At 63.3% G+C, this 18,854-nt stretch carries 17 protein-coding genes; 14 read left to right on the forward strand and 3 right to left on the reverse strand.

All coding sequences use genetic code 11. The features are described 5' to 3' along the window. Nucleotides 1-47: 47 nt before the first annotated feature. Together NCR39_RS22705 and NCR39_RS22710 are read left to right on the forward strand one after the other, a co-directional pair. Complete coding sequence (locus NCR39_RS22705) at nucleotides 48-1,460, forward strand: MFS transporter (RefSeq protein WP_250454317.1); 1,413 nt, start codon at nucleotides 48-50, stop codon at nucleotides 1,458-1,460. 19 nt (nucleotides 1,461-1,479) lie between these two features. Beyond that, nucleotides 1,480-2,358: an isocitrate lyase/PEP mutase family protein gene (locus NCR39_RS22710; RefSeq protein WP_250454318.1), complete on the forward strand. Its 879-nt coding sequence runs from the start codon at nucleotides 1,480-1,482 to the stop codon at nucleotides 2,356-2,358. A 28-nt stretch (nucleotides 2,359-2,386) separates the two neighbouring features. On the opposite strand, the gene NCR39_RS22715 is transcribed toward NCR39_RS22710, so the two are convergent. Next, nucleotides 2,387-3,082 (reverse strand): GntR family transcriptional regulator, encoded by a 696-nt coding sequence (locus tag NCR39_RS22715; protein WP_250454319.1) that lies wholly within the window; start codon nucleotides 3,080-3,082, stop codon nucleotides 2,387-2,389. Nucleotides 3,083-3,206: 124 nt separating this feature from the next. After that, nucleotides 3,207-3,989 carry a glutaredoxin domain-containing protein gene (locus tag NCR39_RS22720; protein ID WP_250454320.1) on the reverse strand — a complete coding sequence of 261 codons (783 nt, stop codon included), beginning with the start codon at nucleotides 3,987-3,989 and terminating at the stop codon, nucleotides 3,207-3,209. A gap of 151 nt (nucleotides 3,990-4,140) precedes the next feature. Here NCR39_RS22720 and NCR39_RS22725 point away from each other — a divergent pair, with 151 nt between their 5' ends. The 12 genes from NCR39_RS22725 to NCR39_RS22780 all read left to right on the forward strand — a co-directional run bounded on the left by NCR39_RS22725 (nucleotide 4,141) and on the right by NCR39_RS22780 (nucleotide 17,500). Then, nucleotides 4,141-5,016, forward strand: a complete 876-nt coding sequence (locus NCR39_RS22725; RefSeq protein ID WP_250454321.1) for a LysR family transcriptional regulator — start codon at nucleotides 4,141-4,143, stop codon at nucleotides 5,014-5,016. A gap of 49 nt (nucleotides 5,017-5,065) precedes the next feature. After that, nucleotides 5,066-5,818 (forward strand): GntR family transcriptional regulator, encoded by a 753-nt coding sequence (locus NCR39_RS22730; protein WP_250454322.1) that lies wholly within the window; start codon nucleotides 5,066-5,068, stop codon nucleotides 5,816-5,818. Between the two features lie 277 nt (nucleotides 5,819-6,095). Beyond that, entirely contained in the window at nucleotides 6,096-7,049 is a 954-nt protein-coding gene (locus NCR39_RS22735) for an ABC transporter substrate-binding protein (protein ID WP_250454323.1), read from the forward strand. Between the two features lie 7 nt (nucleotides 7,050-7,056). Then, nucleotides 7,057-7,917, forward strand: coding sequence for an ABC transporter ATP-binding protein (locus tag NCR39_RS22740; protein ID WP_250454324.1), 861 nt, complete (start codon nucleotides 7,057-7,059; stop codon nucleotides 7,915-7,917). After that, nucleotides 7,914-8,672, forward strand: coding sequence for an ABC transporter permease (locus NCR39_RS22745; protein WP_250454325.1), 759 nt, complete (start codon nucleotides 7,914-7,916; stop codon nucleotides 8,670-8,672). Before NCR39_RS22740 ends, NCR39_RS22745 begins: the two co-directional genes overlap by 4 nt. Beyond that, a complete protein-coding gene (locus NCR39_RS22750) occupies nucleotides 8,669-9,445 on the forward strand; it encodes an ABC transporter permease (protein WP_250454326.1) in 777 nt (258 codons plus the stop codon). The genes NCR39_RS22745 and NCR39_RS22750 overlap by 4 nt, the downstream gene beginning before the upstream one ends. 2 nt (nucleotides 9,446-9,447) lie before the next feature. After that, entirely contained in the window at nucleotides 9,448-10,854 is a 1,407-nt protein-coding gene (gene leuC / locus NCR39_RS22755) for a 3-isopropylmalate dehydratase large subunit (RefSeq protein ID WP_250454327.1), read from the forward strand. Beyond that, a complete protein-coding gene (leuD, locus tag NCR39_RS22760; RefSeq protein WP_250454328.1) occupies nucleotides 10,851-11,468 on the forward strand; it encodes a 3-isopropylmalate dehydratase small subunit in 618 nt (205 codons plus the stop codon). Before leuC ends, leuD begins: the two co-directional genes overlap by 4 nt. Nucleotides 11,469-11,484: 16 nt before the next feature. Beyond that, on the forward strand, nucleotides 11,485-12,372 hold the full coding sequence (locus NCR39_RS22765) for an isocitrate lyase/PEP mutase family protein (protein WP_250454329.1): 888 nt from the start codon (nucleotides 11,485-11,487) through the stop codon (nucleotides 12,370-12,372). Between the two features lie 276 nt (nucleotides 12,373-12,648). Continuing rightward, a complete protein-coding gene (locus NCR39_RS22770; RefSeq protein WP_250454330.1) occupies nucleotides 12,649-13,791 on the forward strand; it encodes a porin in 1,143 nt (380 codons plus the stop codon). Between the two features lie 619 nt (nucleotides 13,792-14,410). After that, nucleotides 14,411-15,874, forward strand: a complete 1,464-nt coding sequence (locus NCR39_RS22775; RefSeq protein ID WP_250454331.1) for a diguanylate cyclase — start codon at nucleotides 14,411-14,413, stop codon at nucleotides 15,872-15,874. A 138-nt stretch (nucleotides 15,875-16,012) separates the two neighbouring features. Further along, nucleotides 16,013-17,500, forward strand: a complete 1,488-nt coding sequence (locus NCR39_RS22780; protein ID WP_250454332.1) for an MmgE/PrpD family protein — start codon at nucleotides 16,013-16,015, stop codon at nucleotides 17,498-17,500. On the opposite strand, the gene NCR39_RS22785 is transcribed toward NCR39_RS22780, so the two are convergent. After that, entirely contained in the window at nucleotides 17,497-18,849 is a 1,353-nt protein-coding gene (locus NCR39_RS22785) for a 2-hydroxycarboxylate transporter family protein (RefSeq protein ID WP_284507304.1), read from the reverse strand. The two genes, NCR39_RS22780 and NCR39_RS22785, sit on opposite strands and share 4 nt — an antisense overlap. Nucleotides 18,850-18,854 lie beyond the last annotated feature (5 nt).

Consider the following 18,854-nt stretch of genomic DNA (forward strand, 5'->3'; position numbering starts at 1 on the left):
CGGTTCGAGTTGCACCAGCATTACGAAATGTCGACAGGAGACACGACATGCTGAGCACCGATAGCACGACGATTAGCACCGTAAGCGCAGGGCCCAGGCTCGACCGGTTACCCATCTCGGGCTTTCACAAGCGCGTGCTGTGGCTGATCGGCGCGGGCATGTTTCTCGATTCCTTCGATATCTATCTCGCGGGCGGCGTGCTCGGCGCGCTCGCCAAGACCGGCTGGTCGACGATGCAACTGAACGCGGCGTTTCTGTCGTCCACGTTCATCGGCATGTTGATCGGCGCGTTCACGGCGGGCGTGCTCGGCGACGCGAAGGGCCGCAAGTTCACGTATCAGTTCAATCTCGCCGTGTTCGGCCTCGCGTCGATTGCGGGCGCGTTCGCGCCGGACATGACGTGGCTCATCGTCTGCCGCTTCTTCATGGGGCTCGGACTGGGCGCGGAAATCGTCGTCGGTTACGGCTCGGTCGGCGAGTTCATGCCGCCCGCCGTGCGCGGCAAATGGTCGGCGTATCTGTCGCTCATCACCAATTCCGCGCTGTTTTTCTCGACGTTCATCGGCTATCTGATCATTCCGTCGATCGGCTGGCGCGCGATGTTCGCGATGGTCGGCATCGGCGCGATGGTCGTGTGGTTCATCCGCAAGAAGATGCCGGAGTCGCCGCGCTGGCTCGAATCGAAAGGCCGCTACGCCGAAGCCGATGCGATCCTGCGCGATGCCGAAGCGGAATCGGCGAAGACCGCGCCGCTGCCGCCCGTCGACGACGCGCCGCGCACCGTCACGAAAAAGACCACGCTGCTCGAACTCTTCTCGCCTTCGCAGATTCGCCGCACGTTCGTGGCGATCGTCGTGCAGGTCGCGATCAACATGGTGATCTACGGCTTCATCGTGTGGGTGCCGACGTTCCTGATGAAGCAGGGCATCGGCATGGCGTCCTCGCTCGGCTATACGACGCTGATGTCGCTCGGTGGTCCGGCGGGCGCGCTCGTCGGCGTGCTGATCGCGGACAAGGCCGGGCGCAAGAACGGATTGATCGCGGTCTCGATTCTCGCGGCGGTGATCGGCTGGCTGTACGGACATTCCACCGGCGTCGCGATGGCCACGCTGCTCGGCTTCCTGCTCTTCACGCTCACGTATCTGATGGTCGCGCTCGGCGTCGCCACGTACGTGCCCGAGCTGTTCGCCACCGAGAACCGGATGCGCGGCAACGGCATCGCGGGCTGCGCGGGGCGCATCACCGGCATCTTCGCGCCGCAACTCGTCGTGGTGATGTACGCGGCGGGCGGCGTGAAGGACGTGCTCTCGATGATCATCGGCACGCTCGTGGTGATGGCCGTCGTGCTGGCCGTGTTCGGTATCGAGACGAACAAGCGCTCGCTGGAAGAGATCGCGCCTTCGCTCGACGGCGACGACGCGCGCGCGGTATCGGCTATGGCGCGGGAATCGCATCGTTGAAACTTTAGGGGACATGGACATGAGCGTTTCGCATCAGGACAAGCGTCAGGCGTTGAAAGCACGGTTCGCGCGCAAGGAGATCGTCACGGCGCCCGGCATCTTCGACATGATTTCCGCGAAGATGGCCGACTCGATGGGCTTCGATTGCCTCTACATGACGGGCTTCGGCACGGTCGCGTCGCATCTCGGCCTGCCCGACGCGGGCATCGCCACGTATAGCGACATGGTGAATCGCGTCGCGGCGTTTTGCGGCGGCACGAACACGCCGATGATCTGCGACGGCGATACCGGCTACGGCGGCCTGCTGAACGTCGCGCATACGGTGCGCGGCTACGAGCAGGCGGGCGCGGCAGGCATCCAGCTCGAGGATCAGGAGTTCCCGAAGAAATGCGGCCATACGCCGGGGCGTCGCGTGATTCCGGCCGAAGACATGGTGCGCAAGATCAGGGTCGCGGCGGAGAGCCGAAGCGACGCGAATTTCCAGATCATCGCGAGAACGGACGCGCGGACATCGCTCGGACTCGATGAAGCGCTGCGTCGCGGCGAAGCCTATGCGAAGGCGGGCGCGGATGTGCTGTTCATCGAATCGCCGGAGAGCGTCGAGGAACTGGAGAAGATCGGGCGCGCGTTCGATATGCCGCTGCTCGTGAATGTCGTCGAAGGCGGAAGAACGCCGCAGTTGCCGCCGGCGGAATTGCAGCGGCTCGGGTTTGCGCTGGCGATCTATCCGGCTTCCGGGTTCCTCGCGGTGGCGAAGGCGCTCAAGGATGTGTACGGCGAGATACTCGCGCAGAAGGGCACGGAAGGCGCTTCGAACGCGATGTATCCGTTCTCGGAAATGTGCGAGCTGATGGGTTTTCCGGACGTCTGGGCGTTCGACCGCGCGCATGCGGATTGAGCCGTGCCATCGCCGGATGCGCGCGAAGTCACACGTCGAGAATGCGGAAACGCTGAAGCGCCGCGATTTGCGCATGCAGCGTGCGCGCGCGATCCTCGCGGCAGAGCGCTTGCGCGGCGGACGCATCGCCTTTGCGCAGTGCATCGGCGATCGCACGCAAGGCTTGCGTCTGCGCGGGATCGAGATCGGTCAGTCGCAGGGTCAGTTCGCGCACGCGTCGAACCTGATCGGAGCATTCACCGACGATCTGCACGAGACGCGGGTTATCGCTCAACTCGACGAGGCGCGCATAGAACGCCTCATGCGAGGCGTACCATGTCTCGCGGTCCTGTTTCGCGAAGGCGCGGTCCATGTCCGCGCACGCCTTTTCAAGCGCTTTCAAGTCTCTTGCGCCCGGCTTGCGCGCGGCAGCGGCCGCGGCGGCGGTGGCTTCGAGACTCGTCTGCACATGAAAGACTTCCTCGATATCCGCCATCGACACATTGCGCACGCGCATGCCGTGACGCGGGATGATCTGCACGAGGTGTTCGTTCTGCAGACGGATGAGCGCTTCGCGCACCGGCGTGCGGCTCACGCCGAACAACTGCACGAGTTCCTGTTCCAGGATTTGCGTGCCGGGCCGCAGTTCATTGCTGAGTATCCGCTCGCGCAACGTCTGATAGACCGTATCGGTCGATTTCTCGCGCGGCTTTGCCAAGGCTTCGGCGGGTCGGGCTGGAGCCATGTCGGGCATTCCCCAAACAGTGCCGTCGATGCACGGACGATATGTCTGATCGCAGACGGAATGCCTTCATTATAGGAAAACAAAAGCCGCGTATCGTTCAATGTATGCGTTAGCGTACGGGTCTTCACCTATCCCAGACTTCGTCGGGCAGCGGCAGACCTTCGAGATCGCCGGCTGTCAATGGACCATCCACTGTCGCGCCGTCGCTTTCGACCATCAGCATGACTTGCCGCGTGTGCTGCGCGCTGTGCCACGCGGTGCGTTCGAGCACTTCGTGCATGGAGCGGCGGCCATAGTAAGTCGGCACGTCGTATGAAAGCGAGCGATCGCTTTCATGTTCCCACCAGTCCAGCAGTTTCGCGCGGACGCTTTCGCCCCAGCGCGCGATATCCTCGGCTTGCCATTCGGGCGGCGGCACTTCGTCGAAACCTTCGAAGCGCAATTCGATCCGATGCGCCGCCTGCACGCCCATTTCCGCGACGCGGAATACATGGAAGCTCAGGCCCGCGGGCGTGCGATTGCGATTGCGAAACGGCTCGCGGAAAAAGCCGGCGGAGAACTGCCGCGTGTAACGCGCATTGGCTTCGAGCACGAGCGCGAGGCGGCGAACGAGCGCGTCGGGCGGCAGCGGCGGCGTGGGCTTCGTCTTGAGATCGAGGAAGCGGATCACGTCGTTGATCGACTGGCAGAACGTGTACTTCGATCCGAGCGCCACCACGGGCACGCTGCGCGCACCGAGCGCCTCAAGCGCGGCGCGGCCTTCGGGATCATTGTGAACGTCGATCGATTCGAACTCGATGCCCTGGCGCGTGAGGAACTCTTTCGTGCGCAGGCAGGACGAGCATCCGGGTTGCCAGAACACGCGGATGCGCGTGCCAGTCGGCGCTTGGGTCGCGGCTTCGTTCATGTCGATTCCTTCGAAAAGGCCTTGATTCAGGGCATTTTCATCGAACCGATGGCTGCGGGAAAGAAACGCTTCGTCATGCCGTCATCGCCGTATGCGATGACGCGCGTTCTTTCAGTACACTGCGGCGTATCTTCCGATTGAATCAGTGACCATGCCGCCGATCGATCCGCTCTCGCTCAGACTGTTTCTCGCTGTCGTCGATGCCGGCACGATCGCCGCCGCCGCGCAGCGCGAACATATCGCGGCTGCGGCGGTCAGCCGGCGCATCAGCGAGATCGAAGCGATGTTCGGTGTCGCGCTGTTGCGTCGCACGAACAAAGGCGTCGAGCCGACCGAAGCCGGCGAACGGCTTGCTGCATTGGCGCATCGTGCGTTGCATCAATTCGACGATATCGCGGTGCAGATGCGCGACTTCGCGAGCGGCACGAGCGGCATCGTGCGCATTGCGGCGAACGTATCGTCGATCGTGCAGTTTTTGCCGCGCGATATCCAGTCGTTCGCCGCGCGCCATCCCAACGTGCGCATTCAGCTCGATGAAAAGCCGAGCGCGCAAGTGGTGCGCGCGGTCGCGGACAACGCGGCCGATATCGGCGTGTTCACCGCCGTGCCTCACGGCTATGCGATCCACACGATGCCCTATCGCACCGACGATCTCGTGCTCGCGACGCCGCCGGGTCATGCGCTCGCGCAGGCGCAATCGATCGCTTTCGCCGATGCGCTCGACGAAGAGTTCGTCGCCTTGCCGTCCGATACCGCGATCAGCCAGTCGCTCACGCGTGCGGCGAATGCGTTCGGCCGGTCGGTGCGCGTGCGCATTCAGGTGTCGAGCTACGACGCGCAATGCCTGATGATCGAAGCGGGACTCGGTCTCGGCGTCATGCCCGAAGCGGTCGCGAAACAGCATGCGCTGGCCGTCGTCGCGTTGACGGACGCGTGGGCCGCGCGCGAATTGCTCATCGGCGTGCGCTCGCTCGCTGCGTTGCCCGAAGCATGCAGACGGCTCGTCGAGCATCTCACGAGCGCATGATGCGGTGCTACCATCGGCGCACAGTGATGATTCGATCGGGAGTGCGAGCATGGCCGCGTCACGCAATAACGTCACGCCGGAGGCATCGACACGCCGCGTCGAGGTGATATCGAACGATCATCCCGTCGATAGCGCGCGGCCCGCGCGACGCAACACGACCGAGCTTGCGTATCGCGAGCTGCGCCGCCGGATCATCGAAAGCGAACTGACGCCAGGCTCGTATCTGCTCGAACAAGAGCTAGGGTTGATGCTCGGCTTCAGCCGCACGCCCATTCGCGAAGCCGCGCTGCGTCTGCAAGGCGAGGGCCTCGTGCAGATCGTGCCGCGTCATGGCATTCGCATCGTGCCGACTTCCATCTCGGACATCCGGCACATCTATCAAGTGCTGATCAGCCTCGAATCGACGGCGGCGGGGCTCGTCGCGGCCAACGCCGACGTGGATCTTTCGCCGCTCGTTCATGCATGCGAGACCATGTCCGATGCGTTCGAACGCGGCGACATGCTCGCCTGGGCCGCCGCCGACGAAGTCTTTCACGAGACGCTCGTCGCATTGAGCGGCAATGCGCGGCTGCGCGGCATCGTCATGAATTGCCGCGATCAGGTGCATCGCGTGCGCCGCTTCACTCAGATGGTCAAGGCGCATCCGCAGCCGTTGAAGTCGATACAGGAGCACTACGCGATCATCGACGCACTGCGTGACGGCGATGCAGCAAAAGCGGCCGATCTGTATCGCGCGCATCGCGAACGTGGATGGCGAGACCAGACTGCGGTGCTGCAGCAATACGGCATAGAGCGCGCATGAAACAAGAGTCGGGCCAGGTTTGGGAAGGGTAAGTACGCCCTCCATGAAGATGGACTTTCGCCGATTTAATGCATACATTAACTCGCACGGTTAATCGATACAGCCGTGCGAGCGATGCCGTCATGCGCAGCGCTCACGCAGAAGAGCAACGTCCAGAGCAGGTTTGAAAACCACAGTGCGGCCGCATCGCGGACAGCGTGTGAGACCGCCGATCATGGATGGAGACGCCTACATGTTTGCGCCTGGAAAGATCGTTCGTGCCGCTCGCAGTGTCTGTTTGTTGTCCTTCACCGCTGCATGCCTGTGCAGCACCGCCGCGCGCGCCGCGCCGCTGACCGTCACGCACTGGGGCGACGGCATGTATGGCGTGCCGTTCGCCGTCGCGATGGAGAAGGGCTTCTTCAAGGAAGAGGGGGTCGACGTGACGGGCTTCATCACGTCGGAAGGCGGCGGCACGACCGTGCGAAACGCGATGGCTTCCGAGATTCCTTATGGCGAAGTGGCATTGCCCGCGGCGATCTCAGCAGTGAAGCAGGGCGTCGACTTGACTATCGTGCATGGCGGCGTGCAGAGCCTGGCCGATGTCTATTGGGTAGAACTGAAGAAAGGCACGATCACCAGCATCCAGCAGATGAAAGGCAAGACGATGGGCTATAGCAGCCCGAAGTCGACGACCGACACCATCTCGACGATCGGCCTCGACCGCGCGGGATTGACGGGACAGGTGCAGCGCAAACCGGTCGGCAGTTCGAGCGGCATGTTGACTTCGTTGCAGCAGGGCGCGGTCGATGTGGCCTACATGACCGAGCCTTCGTACAGCGCGAAGAAGGAGCAGTTGCGCATCGCGTTCCGCTCGATGGATATCGTGCCGAATGAAACGCAAACGGTCGGCATCGTGCGAACCGATTATCTGAAGGCTCATCCCGATGTCATCAAGGGCATCATCAAGGCGCGCCGCAAGGCCGTGCAGTACATGGCCGCGCATCGCGACGAGTCCGCGCAGATTCTCGCGAAGCAGTACAAGATGGATCCGGGCGTGGCGACATCGGCGCTGAACAACGTGCTCGATTCCGATCCGAAGTACTGGAGCGAAGGCAGCTTCGACCGCAAGAGCATGGACGAAGTGCTGAAGGGACTGATCCTCGTGAAAGCGATTCCCGATGGCCCGTTCGACTGGTCGAAGATCGTCGACGAATCGCTTCTGCCCGCCGATCTGCAAACGAAGAAGTGAGGGTGCAATGAGCGTGCTGCCACGTCGCACCAAGATATCGGTCGTGTCGCGCGATGCCACGGCGGACGACGCCGAACGCGTCCAGGCGCGCCTGACCGATGTCACGCGCATCTATCCGGGCACATCGGGCAAGCCTCCGTTTCACGCGCTCGGACCCGTGAGTCTCGAACTTCGCGCGGGAGAGTTCTTCTCGGTCGTCGGCCCGTCCGGATGCGGAAAGTCCACCTTGCTCGACGTGCTCGCGGGCCTCAATCCCGCGAGCGGCGGCACGGTCGAGTTCGAAGGGAAGCCCGTGGGACGCGAAGTGCCGGACGGCGTGGCGGTCGTGTTTCAGGAAGACGCGAGCTTTCCGTGGCTCAACGTGTTCGATAACGCCGCGTTCGCGGCACGGCGCGCGGGCGTGCCTGAAAACGAAGTGCGCGAGCGCGTGGATCATGCGTTGTCGTTCATGGGTTTGAAGTCCTTCTCGCGTGCGTATCCCGCGCAGCTTTCCGGCGGCATGCGTCAGCGCGTGTGCATTGCACGCGCGATGGTCGTGCGTCCGCGTCTCATGCTGCTCGACGAACCGTTCGGCGCACTCGATCAGCAAACGCGCCTGCTAATGGGCGACGAGACGCTCAAGCTCTGGCGCGATACGGGCGCGACCGTGCTGCTCATCACGCATTCGATCGACGAAGCGGTGCTGCTGTCGGATCGCATCGGTGTGATGTCGGCGTGTCCGGGCCGCTTCATCGCGACGATCGACACCGGCTGGTCGCGACTGCGCGACAGCAAGATCGCGCTCGATCCGCGCTTCGGCGAACTGACCGCGCAAGTGTGGGGCCTGTTGCGCGAGGAAGCGATGAAAGCGCTCGGGAGCCGGCCGTGAACCGCGCCGCATGGTGGCGCATCGGGCTCGTCGTCGCGGCGGTCGCGCTGCTGGAAATAGCGGCGCGGCTCGCGTGGATCAACCCTGTGTCGTTCATACCGCCCTCGCGCATGGCGGTGAGCGCGTGGGACATTCTCACGTCGGGGCAATACACGGTCGATATCGTGCAGACGCTCGGCAGCGCGTTGCTTGCTGTAGCGCTGGCCGTGGTGGCCGGCTTCATCGGCGGCGTGCTGCTTTTCAGGCTGCCGCGCTTGCGCCGCGTGCTCGATCCGCTGCTGCTGTCGTATTACGCGGTGCCGGTGTTCGTGCTGTATCCGATTCTCATCGTGATCTTCGGGCTGAATCGCTGGCCGCTCGTCGGCATCGGCTTTCTGTTCGCGGTCGTCGCGATGGCGGTCAACACGCTCAACGGACTCGAACGCGTGCCGCGCGTGCTGTTGCGCACCGCGCGCGTGTGCCGTCTCAGCACGTTCGATGAAATACGGCTCATCACGCTGCCCGCGAGCCTGCCGTTCGCCTTCACGGGCATCAAGCTCACGGTGGTGTATGCGTTCATCGCGGTCGTCGCGGGCGAGTTCGTGTTGTCGGGCTCGGGCTTCGGCTATCAAATCGCGTTCGCCTACAACGCATTCGACAATCCGACGATGTACGGCCTCATGGTCCTGATGCTCGTCTTCGTCACCACGATCAACGGCGTGCTGCGGCAGGCAGAGCGACGCCTGTACCGGCGCATCAGAAGGGAGGCGGCATGAGCACCGTCGTCGTCACGCATGCGACGAGGCCGCGGCATGCGCGGCGATGGATGGACTCGCTCGTTCTCGTCGTCGTGCTCATTGCGCTCTGGCAGGGCGCGAGCGAACTGCTCGGCCCCGATGTGCTGACCACGCCCGCGCGTACCGTGCAGCGCGCGATGCATATCGTGAGCGATGTGGACTTTCCCGCGAGCCTCTACGTGACCTCGCTCGCGTTCGCATCGGCATTCGCGATATCGGCGGTGGCGGGCGTATGCCTCGGCCTTCTGCTCGGCGCGCGGCGCATGGCGGGCGACGTCATGGAGCCGTTGATGATGGGCTTCTATTCGATCCCGAAGGTCACGCTCTATCCCGTCGTGCTGCTCGCCTGCGGGCTGGGTCTGTGGGCGAAGATCGTGTTCGGCGTGATGCACGGCATCGTGCCGATCACGCTCTTCACGATGAACGCGGTGCGCAACATGCCGCCCATCTACGCACGCGCGGCGCGGACATATCGCATGAATCCGACGGAATTCGCGCGCCACGTACTGTTACCCGCGTGCGTGCCGGAAGTGGTCGCGGGCTTGCGAATCGGCTTTTCGCTGACGCTGCTCGGCACGCTGATCGGCGAGATGTTCGCATCGCAGAGCGGCATCGGACGATTGCTGATGATGGCGATGAACCGCAACGAAACCAGCACCATCATGGCGCTCGCGCTGATGCTGTTCGTCTTCGCGACGCTCGTGAATCTGCTGTTCCTCGCATGGCAGCGTCATCTCACGCATACCGACTGAACATGAAAACGCTCTTCGACAAGCTGTGGGACAGTCACACGATCGCGCATCTCGCGGGCGGCATCGACCTGTTGCAGGTGGACCGCCATCTGATGCACGAACTCACCGGCGTGGAAGCGATGCGCGTGCTGGAGCGGCGCGGTTTGAACGTGGACAGTCCGTCGCTCACGTTCGCCACGCTCGATCATGTCATCTCGACGATGCCGGGCCGTCGCGCGGGCGATGCCGGCTGGAGCACCGATATGGTCGACGCGATGCGCGCGCAAATGGCGCATCACGCGATTCCGATCTTCGATATCGGCGATGAAGGACGGCAGGGCATCGTGCATGTGATCGGGCCGGAACTCGGGCTCTCGCTGCCGGGCACGTCGATCGTCTGCGCGGATAGCCATACCTGCACGCACGGCGCGATGGGCGCACTGGCGTTCGGCATCGGCTCGACGGAAGTGGTGCACGTGCTCGCGACGCAGACCATCCGACAGAAGCGGCCGAAGACGATGCGCGTGCTGTTCGATGGCCGCGTGCGCGAAGGCGTCACCGCGAAGGACATGATTCTCTATGTGATCGGCCAGATCGGCGCGGCGGGCGGCACGGGGTACGCGGTGGAATATGCGGGCGAAGCGGTCGAAGCCTTGTCGATGGAAGCGCGCCTGACGCTGTGCAACTTGAGCATCGAACTCGGCGCGAAGTTCGGGCTCGTTGCGCCGGACGAGACCACATTCGCTTATCTGCGCGGCAAGCAATACGCACCGCAAGGCGCCGCATTCGATGCCGCGCTCGACGGCTGGAAAGCGCTCGCCACGGATGATGGCGCGCACTTCGATCGCGAAGTCGTGATCGATGCTTCCGCGATCCGCGTGCAGGTCACCTGGGGCACGAGCCCGGAGCATGTCATCGCGCTCGACGAGGCGATTCCCGATCCCGCCGCGCTCGCGGACGAATCGCGTCGCGAGGCGGCGCAAAACGCGATCGACTACATGGGCGTGCGCGCGGGACAACATCTCGATGAGCTTGCGGTGGATCGCGTGTTCATCGGCTCGTGCACGAATAGCCGCATCGAGGACTTGCGCGTGGCGGCGCGCATCGTCGATGGCCGGCATGTCGCGCGCAACGTGAAGGCGTGGGTCGTGCCCGGTTCGCTCACGGTCGCGCGGCAGGCGCATGAAGAAGGGCTCGACGCGATCTTTCGCGCGGCAGGGTTCGAATGGCGCGAGCCGGGCTGCTCGATGTGCGTCGGCGCGAACGGCGATATCGTCGGGCGCGGCGAGCGTTGCGTATCGACGTCGAATCGCAATTTCATCGGCAGGCAGGGACCGGGCGCGCGCACGCATCTCGCGAGTCCCGCGGTCGCGGCGGCAAGCGCGCTCGCCGGGCATATCGCCGCGCCGCGAGCGGGAGCATCGCAATGAAAGCCGTCACGACGATAACGGGTCCGGCCGCGCCGCTGCTGCGCGATAACGTCGATACCGATCTCATCATCCGCATCGAACGCATTTCGCAACGCGTGCGCGGGCAACTCGGGCCGTATTTGCTGGAGACGCTGCGTTATCGCGGCGATGGTCCGTCGAGCGGCGAGCGCGATGACTTCGTGTTGAATCAGCCCGCGTTCCGTCATGCGTGCATCGTTCTCGGCGGCAAGAACTTCGGCTGCGGCAGTTCGCGTGAAATGGCCGTATGGGCGCTGGAGGAAGCGGGCATACGCTGCGTGATCGCGCCTTCGTTCGGCGATATCTTCTACAACAACTGCCTGCAGAACGGCTTGCTGCCCGTGCGGCTGGATGCATCGGATATTCAGCGAATCGCGGACATATCGCGCGATGGCGCGAGCATCGAAGTCGATCTGCGCGCGCTCGAAATCCGCGTGCCGGGACTCGATGCGATTCCCTTCGATTTCGACCAAGCGCCGCGCGAGGCGCTGCTCGAAGGACTCGACGAGATCGACCAGACGCGCAGGCTCAGCGAGCGGATTACGCAGTTTCGCGCGAGCGATCGAAAGGCGCGCGGCTGGGCTTACCTTGACTGATATCCGGAGACTCATCTTGACCCGTTCCGCACGCTTTCGCGAGTTGTTCAACGAAGGGCCGTTCGTCTGCATGGGCGCGCATGACGCCATCACCGCGATGCTCGCCGAGCAGGCCGGCGCGAAGGCCATCTATGTGTCGGGCTTCGTCGCGTCGGGCGTCGTCGCGGGACAGCCGGATGTCGGCGTGCTCTCGCAGACGGAGATGTTCGAGCATATCCGCCGCATCTGCCGCGTGACGTCGGTGCCGGTTTTCGCCGATGCCGATACGGGCTACGGCGGCGTTCTCGACGTGCAACGCACGATGCGTCTTTGGGAAGAGGCGGGCGCATCTGTGTTGCATCTCGAAGATCAGGCGTTGCCGAAGAAATGCGGCCACTATGCGGGCAAGCAGCTCGTCTCGAAGGAAGAGATGGTGTCGAAGCTGCGTGCGATGATCGATGCGCGCCGCGATCCGGATTTCTTCATCGTCGCGCGCACCGATGCGATTGCGGTGACGGGCATCGACGATGCCATCGCGCGGCTCGAAGCGTATGCGGAGGCGGGCGCGGACGGGCTCTATGCCGATGCGCCCGAAAGCATCGAGCACATGCGCGAACTGACGCGGCGTCTGAAGCCGCTCGGCAAGCCGATTCTCTTCAATCAGGCGCGCACCGGAAAAAGCCCGTATGTGTCGATGAAAGACGCGTATGACATGGGCTTTGCGTACACGTTGAGTCCCATCGAGCCGATGCTTGCGATGCACAAGGCCGTGAAGGACATGATGACGGTGTTCATGCGCGAAGGTTCGACCGATGCCATCGCCGACAGGCTGACGCCTTTCGAGGAATACAACCGATTCGTCGGGCTGGATGAGGCGGTCGATGTCGAGAAGCGATTTGCCGGCGTTCAGGCGAAGCAGGGGTAGCCGGGGTCAAGCTGTTTCCTGATGACACTGCACCGCGCTAGCGTTCATTCGGCTGCCTCGTCGTTGCCTACACGTCCTGTTCGAGCGTCCTTCTGGATCCTTTCCACTTCGACGTCACGGCGCATCACCGCGCCTGTCGTCCCACTTGTCTCGGTTCGGTGACCGATCCTTCCACATTCAGGAAGAGACCGTGCCGAATTCGGACCTGATTTCAACGGAAGACCTTTTCTATACTCGCGGGCGTCCCAACCGGCGTTCATAGAACAAGAGTCTCCAGTGAAAAAAATCTTCATCGCGGCGGCATGCGTCACCGCATTCGCAGCCACTTCCGCATACGCTCAACACTCGGTTACGTTGTATGGCCTTATCGATACCGGCATCGCCTATACGAATAACGTGGGCGGCAGCGGTCGCGTTGCTCTCGCGAGCGGCAACATCAGCGGCAGTCGGTTCGGCTTGCGCGGCAGCGAAGACCTCGGCGGCGGCATGAAGGCGATCTTCGTGCTGGAGAACGGCTTTAGCGCCAATAACGGGCAACTGGGCCAGAACGGTCGGATGTTCGGCCGCCAGGCGTATGTCGGCTTGAGCAGCAACGCCTTCGGAACCGTGACGATGGGTCGCCAGTACGACGACGTCGTCGACTTCGTCGCGCCGCTTTCCGCCGCGACCGGCACGTTCGGCGACTCGGGCTTCGCGCATCCATACGACAACGACAATCTCCAGCACAGCGTCCGCTTCAACAACGCCGTCAAGTACACGAGCGAGAATTACGGAGGCTTCAAGTTCGGCGGCATGTACGCCTTCAGCAACAGCACGGACTTCGCGCTGAATCGCGCCTATAGCGCGGCGGCAAGCTATCACTACGGCTCGCTGACAGCCGCTGCGGGTTATCTCCAGACCGATGGGTCGGGCGCGAAGACGGCTTCGGCCACCACGTTCGCGAACACCGGCGGCGCGGTCGATCAGGCCGAGGTCAAGGGCAACCTTACGTCGGACGTGCAACGCACAGTCGCCGCCGGCTTCAACTACGCGTTCGGACCTGCGGTTCTGGGCTTCGTTTATTCGCATAGCCAATATCGCGACACGAGCGCGTTCGGCCTGAACAACGGCTCGGTGCGCTTCGATAACTACGAAGTCAATGGCATGTACAACTTCACTCCTGCGCTCAAGGCTGGCCTGTCCTACACATACACGGACGCGCATCTGAGCGGCGCGACGCTGTATGGCGCCGATCCGAAGTGGAATCAGGTGAACGCGATTGCACGTTACTCGCTGTCCAAACGCACGGAGCTTTATGCCGAAGCGATGTATCAGCACGCGACGGGCAACAAGAACGTGGCGGTCATGTACAACGCTGGCGGCGCATCGTCGACGGGTAACCAGATCATGGGCGCCGTGGGCATGCTCACACGCTTTTAAGCCGGTCCGGAGGCAGCACGCAGTCACGGCGGCGGCGCGTCGAAGATGAATGGTTTCATCGCGGCGCGAACGGCACGGCGGTTGAGCCATCGATCGCCGCATGGAGCACGCGTCCCGGCGTCAGATGCAGCGCGTTCCGCCAGTTCGTCATCACTCAGGGCAGCGAAGCGGCCCTTCAAACACAACGTCTCTTTCACATTCGCAAGCCGTCATGTGCCTCGGTCGCGCGGCGCGAGGAGAACGAAACTTGCTCCAATGCGGCGACAGTGCGCGCAAACGTCCCCTGCATGAAGCTCTAACGATGACATGCGTTTCTTCCCTCACGCCTGCGCGGTTCGCGCGGTCTTCTCGCAACGCTTGAACGAGTTCGGCTGCAGGTGCGACCGCGTTCGCCGTAAAATCGTACGAGTTGGCTGGACGACGCAACCGGGAGTTTGTCGCCAGCGCGGTTTGGTGTTGGCCGCACGCAGGATGGCAGCATCCCTGGCGGGCGCGCCGATATTCAGCCGCACATTGACGGCGATGTCGCGAGGAGAACGACTTGAGGCGGACGATCAGCAGCGGAAAGCAAAGCGGCCTACGTCGATCGTGGGTTGACCGGCATGCGCGCATCGTTGCAATGTTCGCGACCCTCGCAAGTGTCGTGGTTCTCGTATCGACGGTCATGGTCCTTTCCTCGGGACGCCAGGAAGCCATCACGCGGGCAAGGAACACGTCTGCGAACGTCGTTGGGGCGCTGGCCCGGGATTTGGGCAGAAATCTCGAAGTGTACGATCTCTCGCTGCAAGCGGTAGTCGATGGCATGTCCAACCCCGAAGTACCCGGTCTGCCCGCGCAGCTCAGGCATGAGATCCTGTTCGACCGTTCGACCACGGCGGCCTACATCAGCGGCATCTATGCAGTCGATGAAAAAGGCCGCGTCGTTCAGGCACGTGCGCGACTGCTTCCCAACGCGAACTTCTCCGACCGCGACTACTTCACTGTCCACCGAGATAGCGCCAATGTCGGGCTTTTCATTTCCAGGCCTTATGCGTCGCGCTTGAGAAACGGTACGGCTTCGATTGCGCTCAGTCGCCGCATTTCGAAAGACGACGGCAGTTTCGGCGGCATCGCGCTCATCGCGATCAATCTCGGTTATTTCCAGCAACTTGTCGATGACATCAAGCCCGGCCACGATGGAATAGCCGCAATCGTGCAAACCGATGGTTTCATCGTTGCGCGCAATCCGCGCCTGTCCACGGGCGACAACAAAGCGACGGTTGTCAGCGCGCCGGAGTTCATGAAAAGACTCACGGCCAGCAGCGGCTCGTTCGACGCCCAATCGCCGATCGACGGAGTCATGCGCACCTTCACCTACGCGCGCGTGCAAGGAAGCAACCTGATTGTCGTCGTGGGTCCGGCATTGGACGATGTCACCGCGGAATGGAAGCATCGCTCGCTCATCATCGGAACGTTGGTGATCGTCGTGTCGACGGCATTCACCGTGGTCGTGTGGTTGCTCGTGTTCGCTGTTCGACAACGCGATGCGGCGCAAGCGAGGCTCGTCACGATCGCCAACACCGATGCCCTGACCGGAGTCTCCAACCGGCGACGACTGGACTCGGGACTGGACGATCTGTGGGCATCGGCGAGGCGCTCGGGCACCAAGGTCGCATTGCTCTTCGTCGATGCCGACCACTTCAAGCGCTATAACGACACATACGGTCATGACGTCGGAGACCGCGCGCTACAGCACGTCGCCGACTGCCTTTCGAAGCACGCCCGACGAGGCGTCGACCTTGTCGCTCGATACGGCGGTGAGGAGTTCTTCGTTGCGCTTGCCGACTCCGACGAGTGCTATGCCGCGCAAGTCGCTGAGGCAGTTCGTCAGGAAGTCGCGGGTCCCGTCGATGAAATTCGACGCAGAGAACTGCCTCAAGTAACCGTGAGCATCGGTTTCATCGTCTGCCGGCCTGCGGACGGCGTCGACCTCGAAGACATGAAACGCCTTGCAGACGAAGCGCTGTACAAGTCGAAAACCCAGGGTCGAAATCGCGTGACGTCCGCGACGTTCGCCGATCTTCTCAAGGAAGTCGAGCGTTGAAACGGCAAGCGCACGCCCGTCGATAAACATAGTTTTGCTTTCGTATAAACACAGTGCGAGGCGCTTGGCGCTGCCTGTCCTCAAGTCTAGACTGCTCGGAAATCATTTCTCAAAAGAGCGCAGGAGACAAACGGACTTATGCAGCGACGTCACTTTCTCGCATCGCTTGGCGCATGCCTCGCAAGTACAACCGGCTTGACGCCGGCATTCGGGCAATCCTCGAAATCCAATCCCGATGACATGAGCACGCGCGCGCAGAATCTCGCGCAGCAGATGGCATCGTATGCGGCGTCGCTGCGTTACGAGGATCTGGACGACGAGACCGTCGAACTGGTGAAGACGCACCTCGCCGATGCGCTCGGCTGCGGCGTCGCCGCGCTTCGCGAGCGGCCGGTCGAGAGCGCACGCAAGGTCGCGCTGGCCGAGGGCGGCGGACGCGGCGCATCGACGCTGCTCGGCACGCGCTCGCGCACGTCGCCCGACATGGCGGCTTTCGCGAACGGCGCGGCAATACGCTTCTACGATCTCAACGACGTCTACGCGGGCAAGGAGATCGGCCACCCGAGCGACAACATCGCCGCGTGCCTCGCGCAAGCCGAAGCGGAAGGCGCGAGCGGCCGCGATCTCATCGTCGCGATTGCGCTTGCCTACGAGATCGATTGCCGGTTGATGGATGCCGCGTCGATCAGCCAGCACGGCTGGGATCATCCGAACTTCAGCCTGCCCGCAGCGGCGCTGGCAGCGGGCAAGCTCATGAAGCTCGACGAAGCGAGACTCGCGCAGGCGGTGAATCTGGCCATCAACGGTCACGTCGCGCTGAATCAGACCCGCGTGCAAACCATCTCCGACTGGAAAGGACTCGCCGATGCCGACGCCGCGCGCAACGGCGTGTTCGCGGCGGCGCTCGCGCGGGAAGGCATCACCGGCCCGTCGCCGATCTTCGAAGGCGATGCGGGATTCTTCAAGCTGGTCTCGGGGCCTTTCACGCTCGACGTCGCGAAGTTCGGCGGTCGCGGCCGTCCGTTTCGCATCCGCGATTGCTCGGTGAAGTACTACCCGGCGCAGGCGCTCACGCAGACCGCGATCGATGCGGGCATCGACGTGGCGCGGCAAGCCGGTGGCGTCGACAGGATCACTGCGGTCGAGATACGCACGTCGCACGAAGGATGGTTTTCCGCGGGCAAGGATGCGGAGAAGTGGGCGCCGGAAACGAGCGGCACGGCGGACCACAGCCTGCCTTACGTGACCGCGCGCGCCATGTTCGACGGCGACGTCACGCTCGCCAGCTACAGCAAGGACGCGTTGCACGACCCGAAGCTGCGCGCGTTCATGAAGAAGATCAAGGTGATCGACGATCCCGAGATGTCGAAGCTGTACCCGAAATACTATGCGACCGTCGTCTCGGCGACACGCGACGACGGCAAGGTGTTCACGAAGCGCATCGACGATATTCCCGGCTCCGCCACGCGTCCGATGCAGCGCACCGACTTCGCCGCCAAGTTCACGAAGAACGCAGCGCCGGTGCTGGGCGCATCGGCCGCTGACGAAGCGCTCGGCGTGCTATGGAGCCTCGAACAGCGCGACCACGTCTCGGACGTGTTCGCGCCGCTCGTGCTGCGCGGCTAACGCATCCACGCGAAGGCGGCGAGCGCGATCATGACCGTGATCGCGCCGCCGATGCGCGTCGCGATTTGCGCGAACGGCATCAGCTCCATGCGGTTGGCGGCGGTCAGAATGGCCACGTCGCCCGTGCCGCCGAGTCCGCTGTGCGTTGCGTTGACGATCGCCGCTTCGACCGGATACATGCCCACCCGGCGCGCGACGAAGAAGCCTGTCAACGTCAGCGTGAGCACCGTCGATACGGCCGTCACGATATTGACCCAGTGGAAGGCCGCGACGATCTCGCCCCACGGCGTCATCGCGACGCTGATCGCGAACATCAGCGGATACGTGACGGCCGTCGAGAAGAAGCCGTACATGAAACGCGCGCCGCCTCGCACGCGCGGCGATATCACATGGAAGAACTGCGCGGCGACGACGAGCACGAGCATCACCACGGGCGCGGGCCAGCCGAAGAACTGGTTGCTCAACACGCCGAGCAGATACAGCGCAATGGCCGTCGCGCCCGCGGCGGCCACCGAACTGACGTCGAATTCGAACGATGGCGACTTCGCGTCGGTCACTTCGTCGTGACCGTGAGCCACGGTCAGACGTCCGTTGCCCGTCAGATGCGGATTGCGCCCGCCGAGATAGTTCAGCAAGCCCGCGCAGCAGATCGCCGCGATATTGCCGAGCATCACGGCGGACAACACCTGTGCGAAGAGCGGCCCCTGTTCGACGCCGAGTATCTGCGCATAGCCCGCCGAAAGCGGCAGTGCGCCTTCGCCGACGCCGCCCGCCATGATCGGCACGACGACCATGAAGAGCGCATGCTTGAGATCGAGCCCGAGCACGGTGCCGACCGTGGTGCCGACGACCGCCGCCGCGATCGACCCGCTCGCCACCGGAATGAAGATGCGCACGAAGCCTTTGACGAGCGTCTCGCGGTCCATGCTGAGCACGCTGCCGACGATGATGGCCGCGATGAACAGATACAGGAAATTGGACTGCTTCGTGAACGCCGTCACGGCCTTCGTGACCGGCGCGGGCATCAGCCCGTAGTAGATCATCATCGACGGGAGGAAGGCCGCGAAAATCGACGTCGCGCCGATATGCCGTATCCACGGGATGCGCTTCGCAAGCTCGGCGCAGGTGAAGCCGCCGACCGTGACGAGCGCGATGCCCGTCGGCAGGTCGGAGGCGAGCTTGCCGTGCGCGGTCATCGCGGCGAGCACGGCGATCAGCATCAGATAGACCGGCAGCGGCAGCGCGCCGACGCGCACGTCGAACACGCGCCACCAGCGTTCCTTGAGACTCGTGCCGTCTTGCGAGCGAGCCCGTCGTGCAGGCGAGTTCATCGATTCGTCCGTGTTCATGGCGC

It is taken from the genome of Caballeronia sp. ATUFL_M2_KS44, from assembly GCF_023630965.1.
Lineage (GTDB): Bacteria > Pseudomonadota > Gammaproteobacteria > Burkholderiales > Burkholderiaceae > Caballeronia > Caballeronia concitans.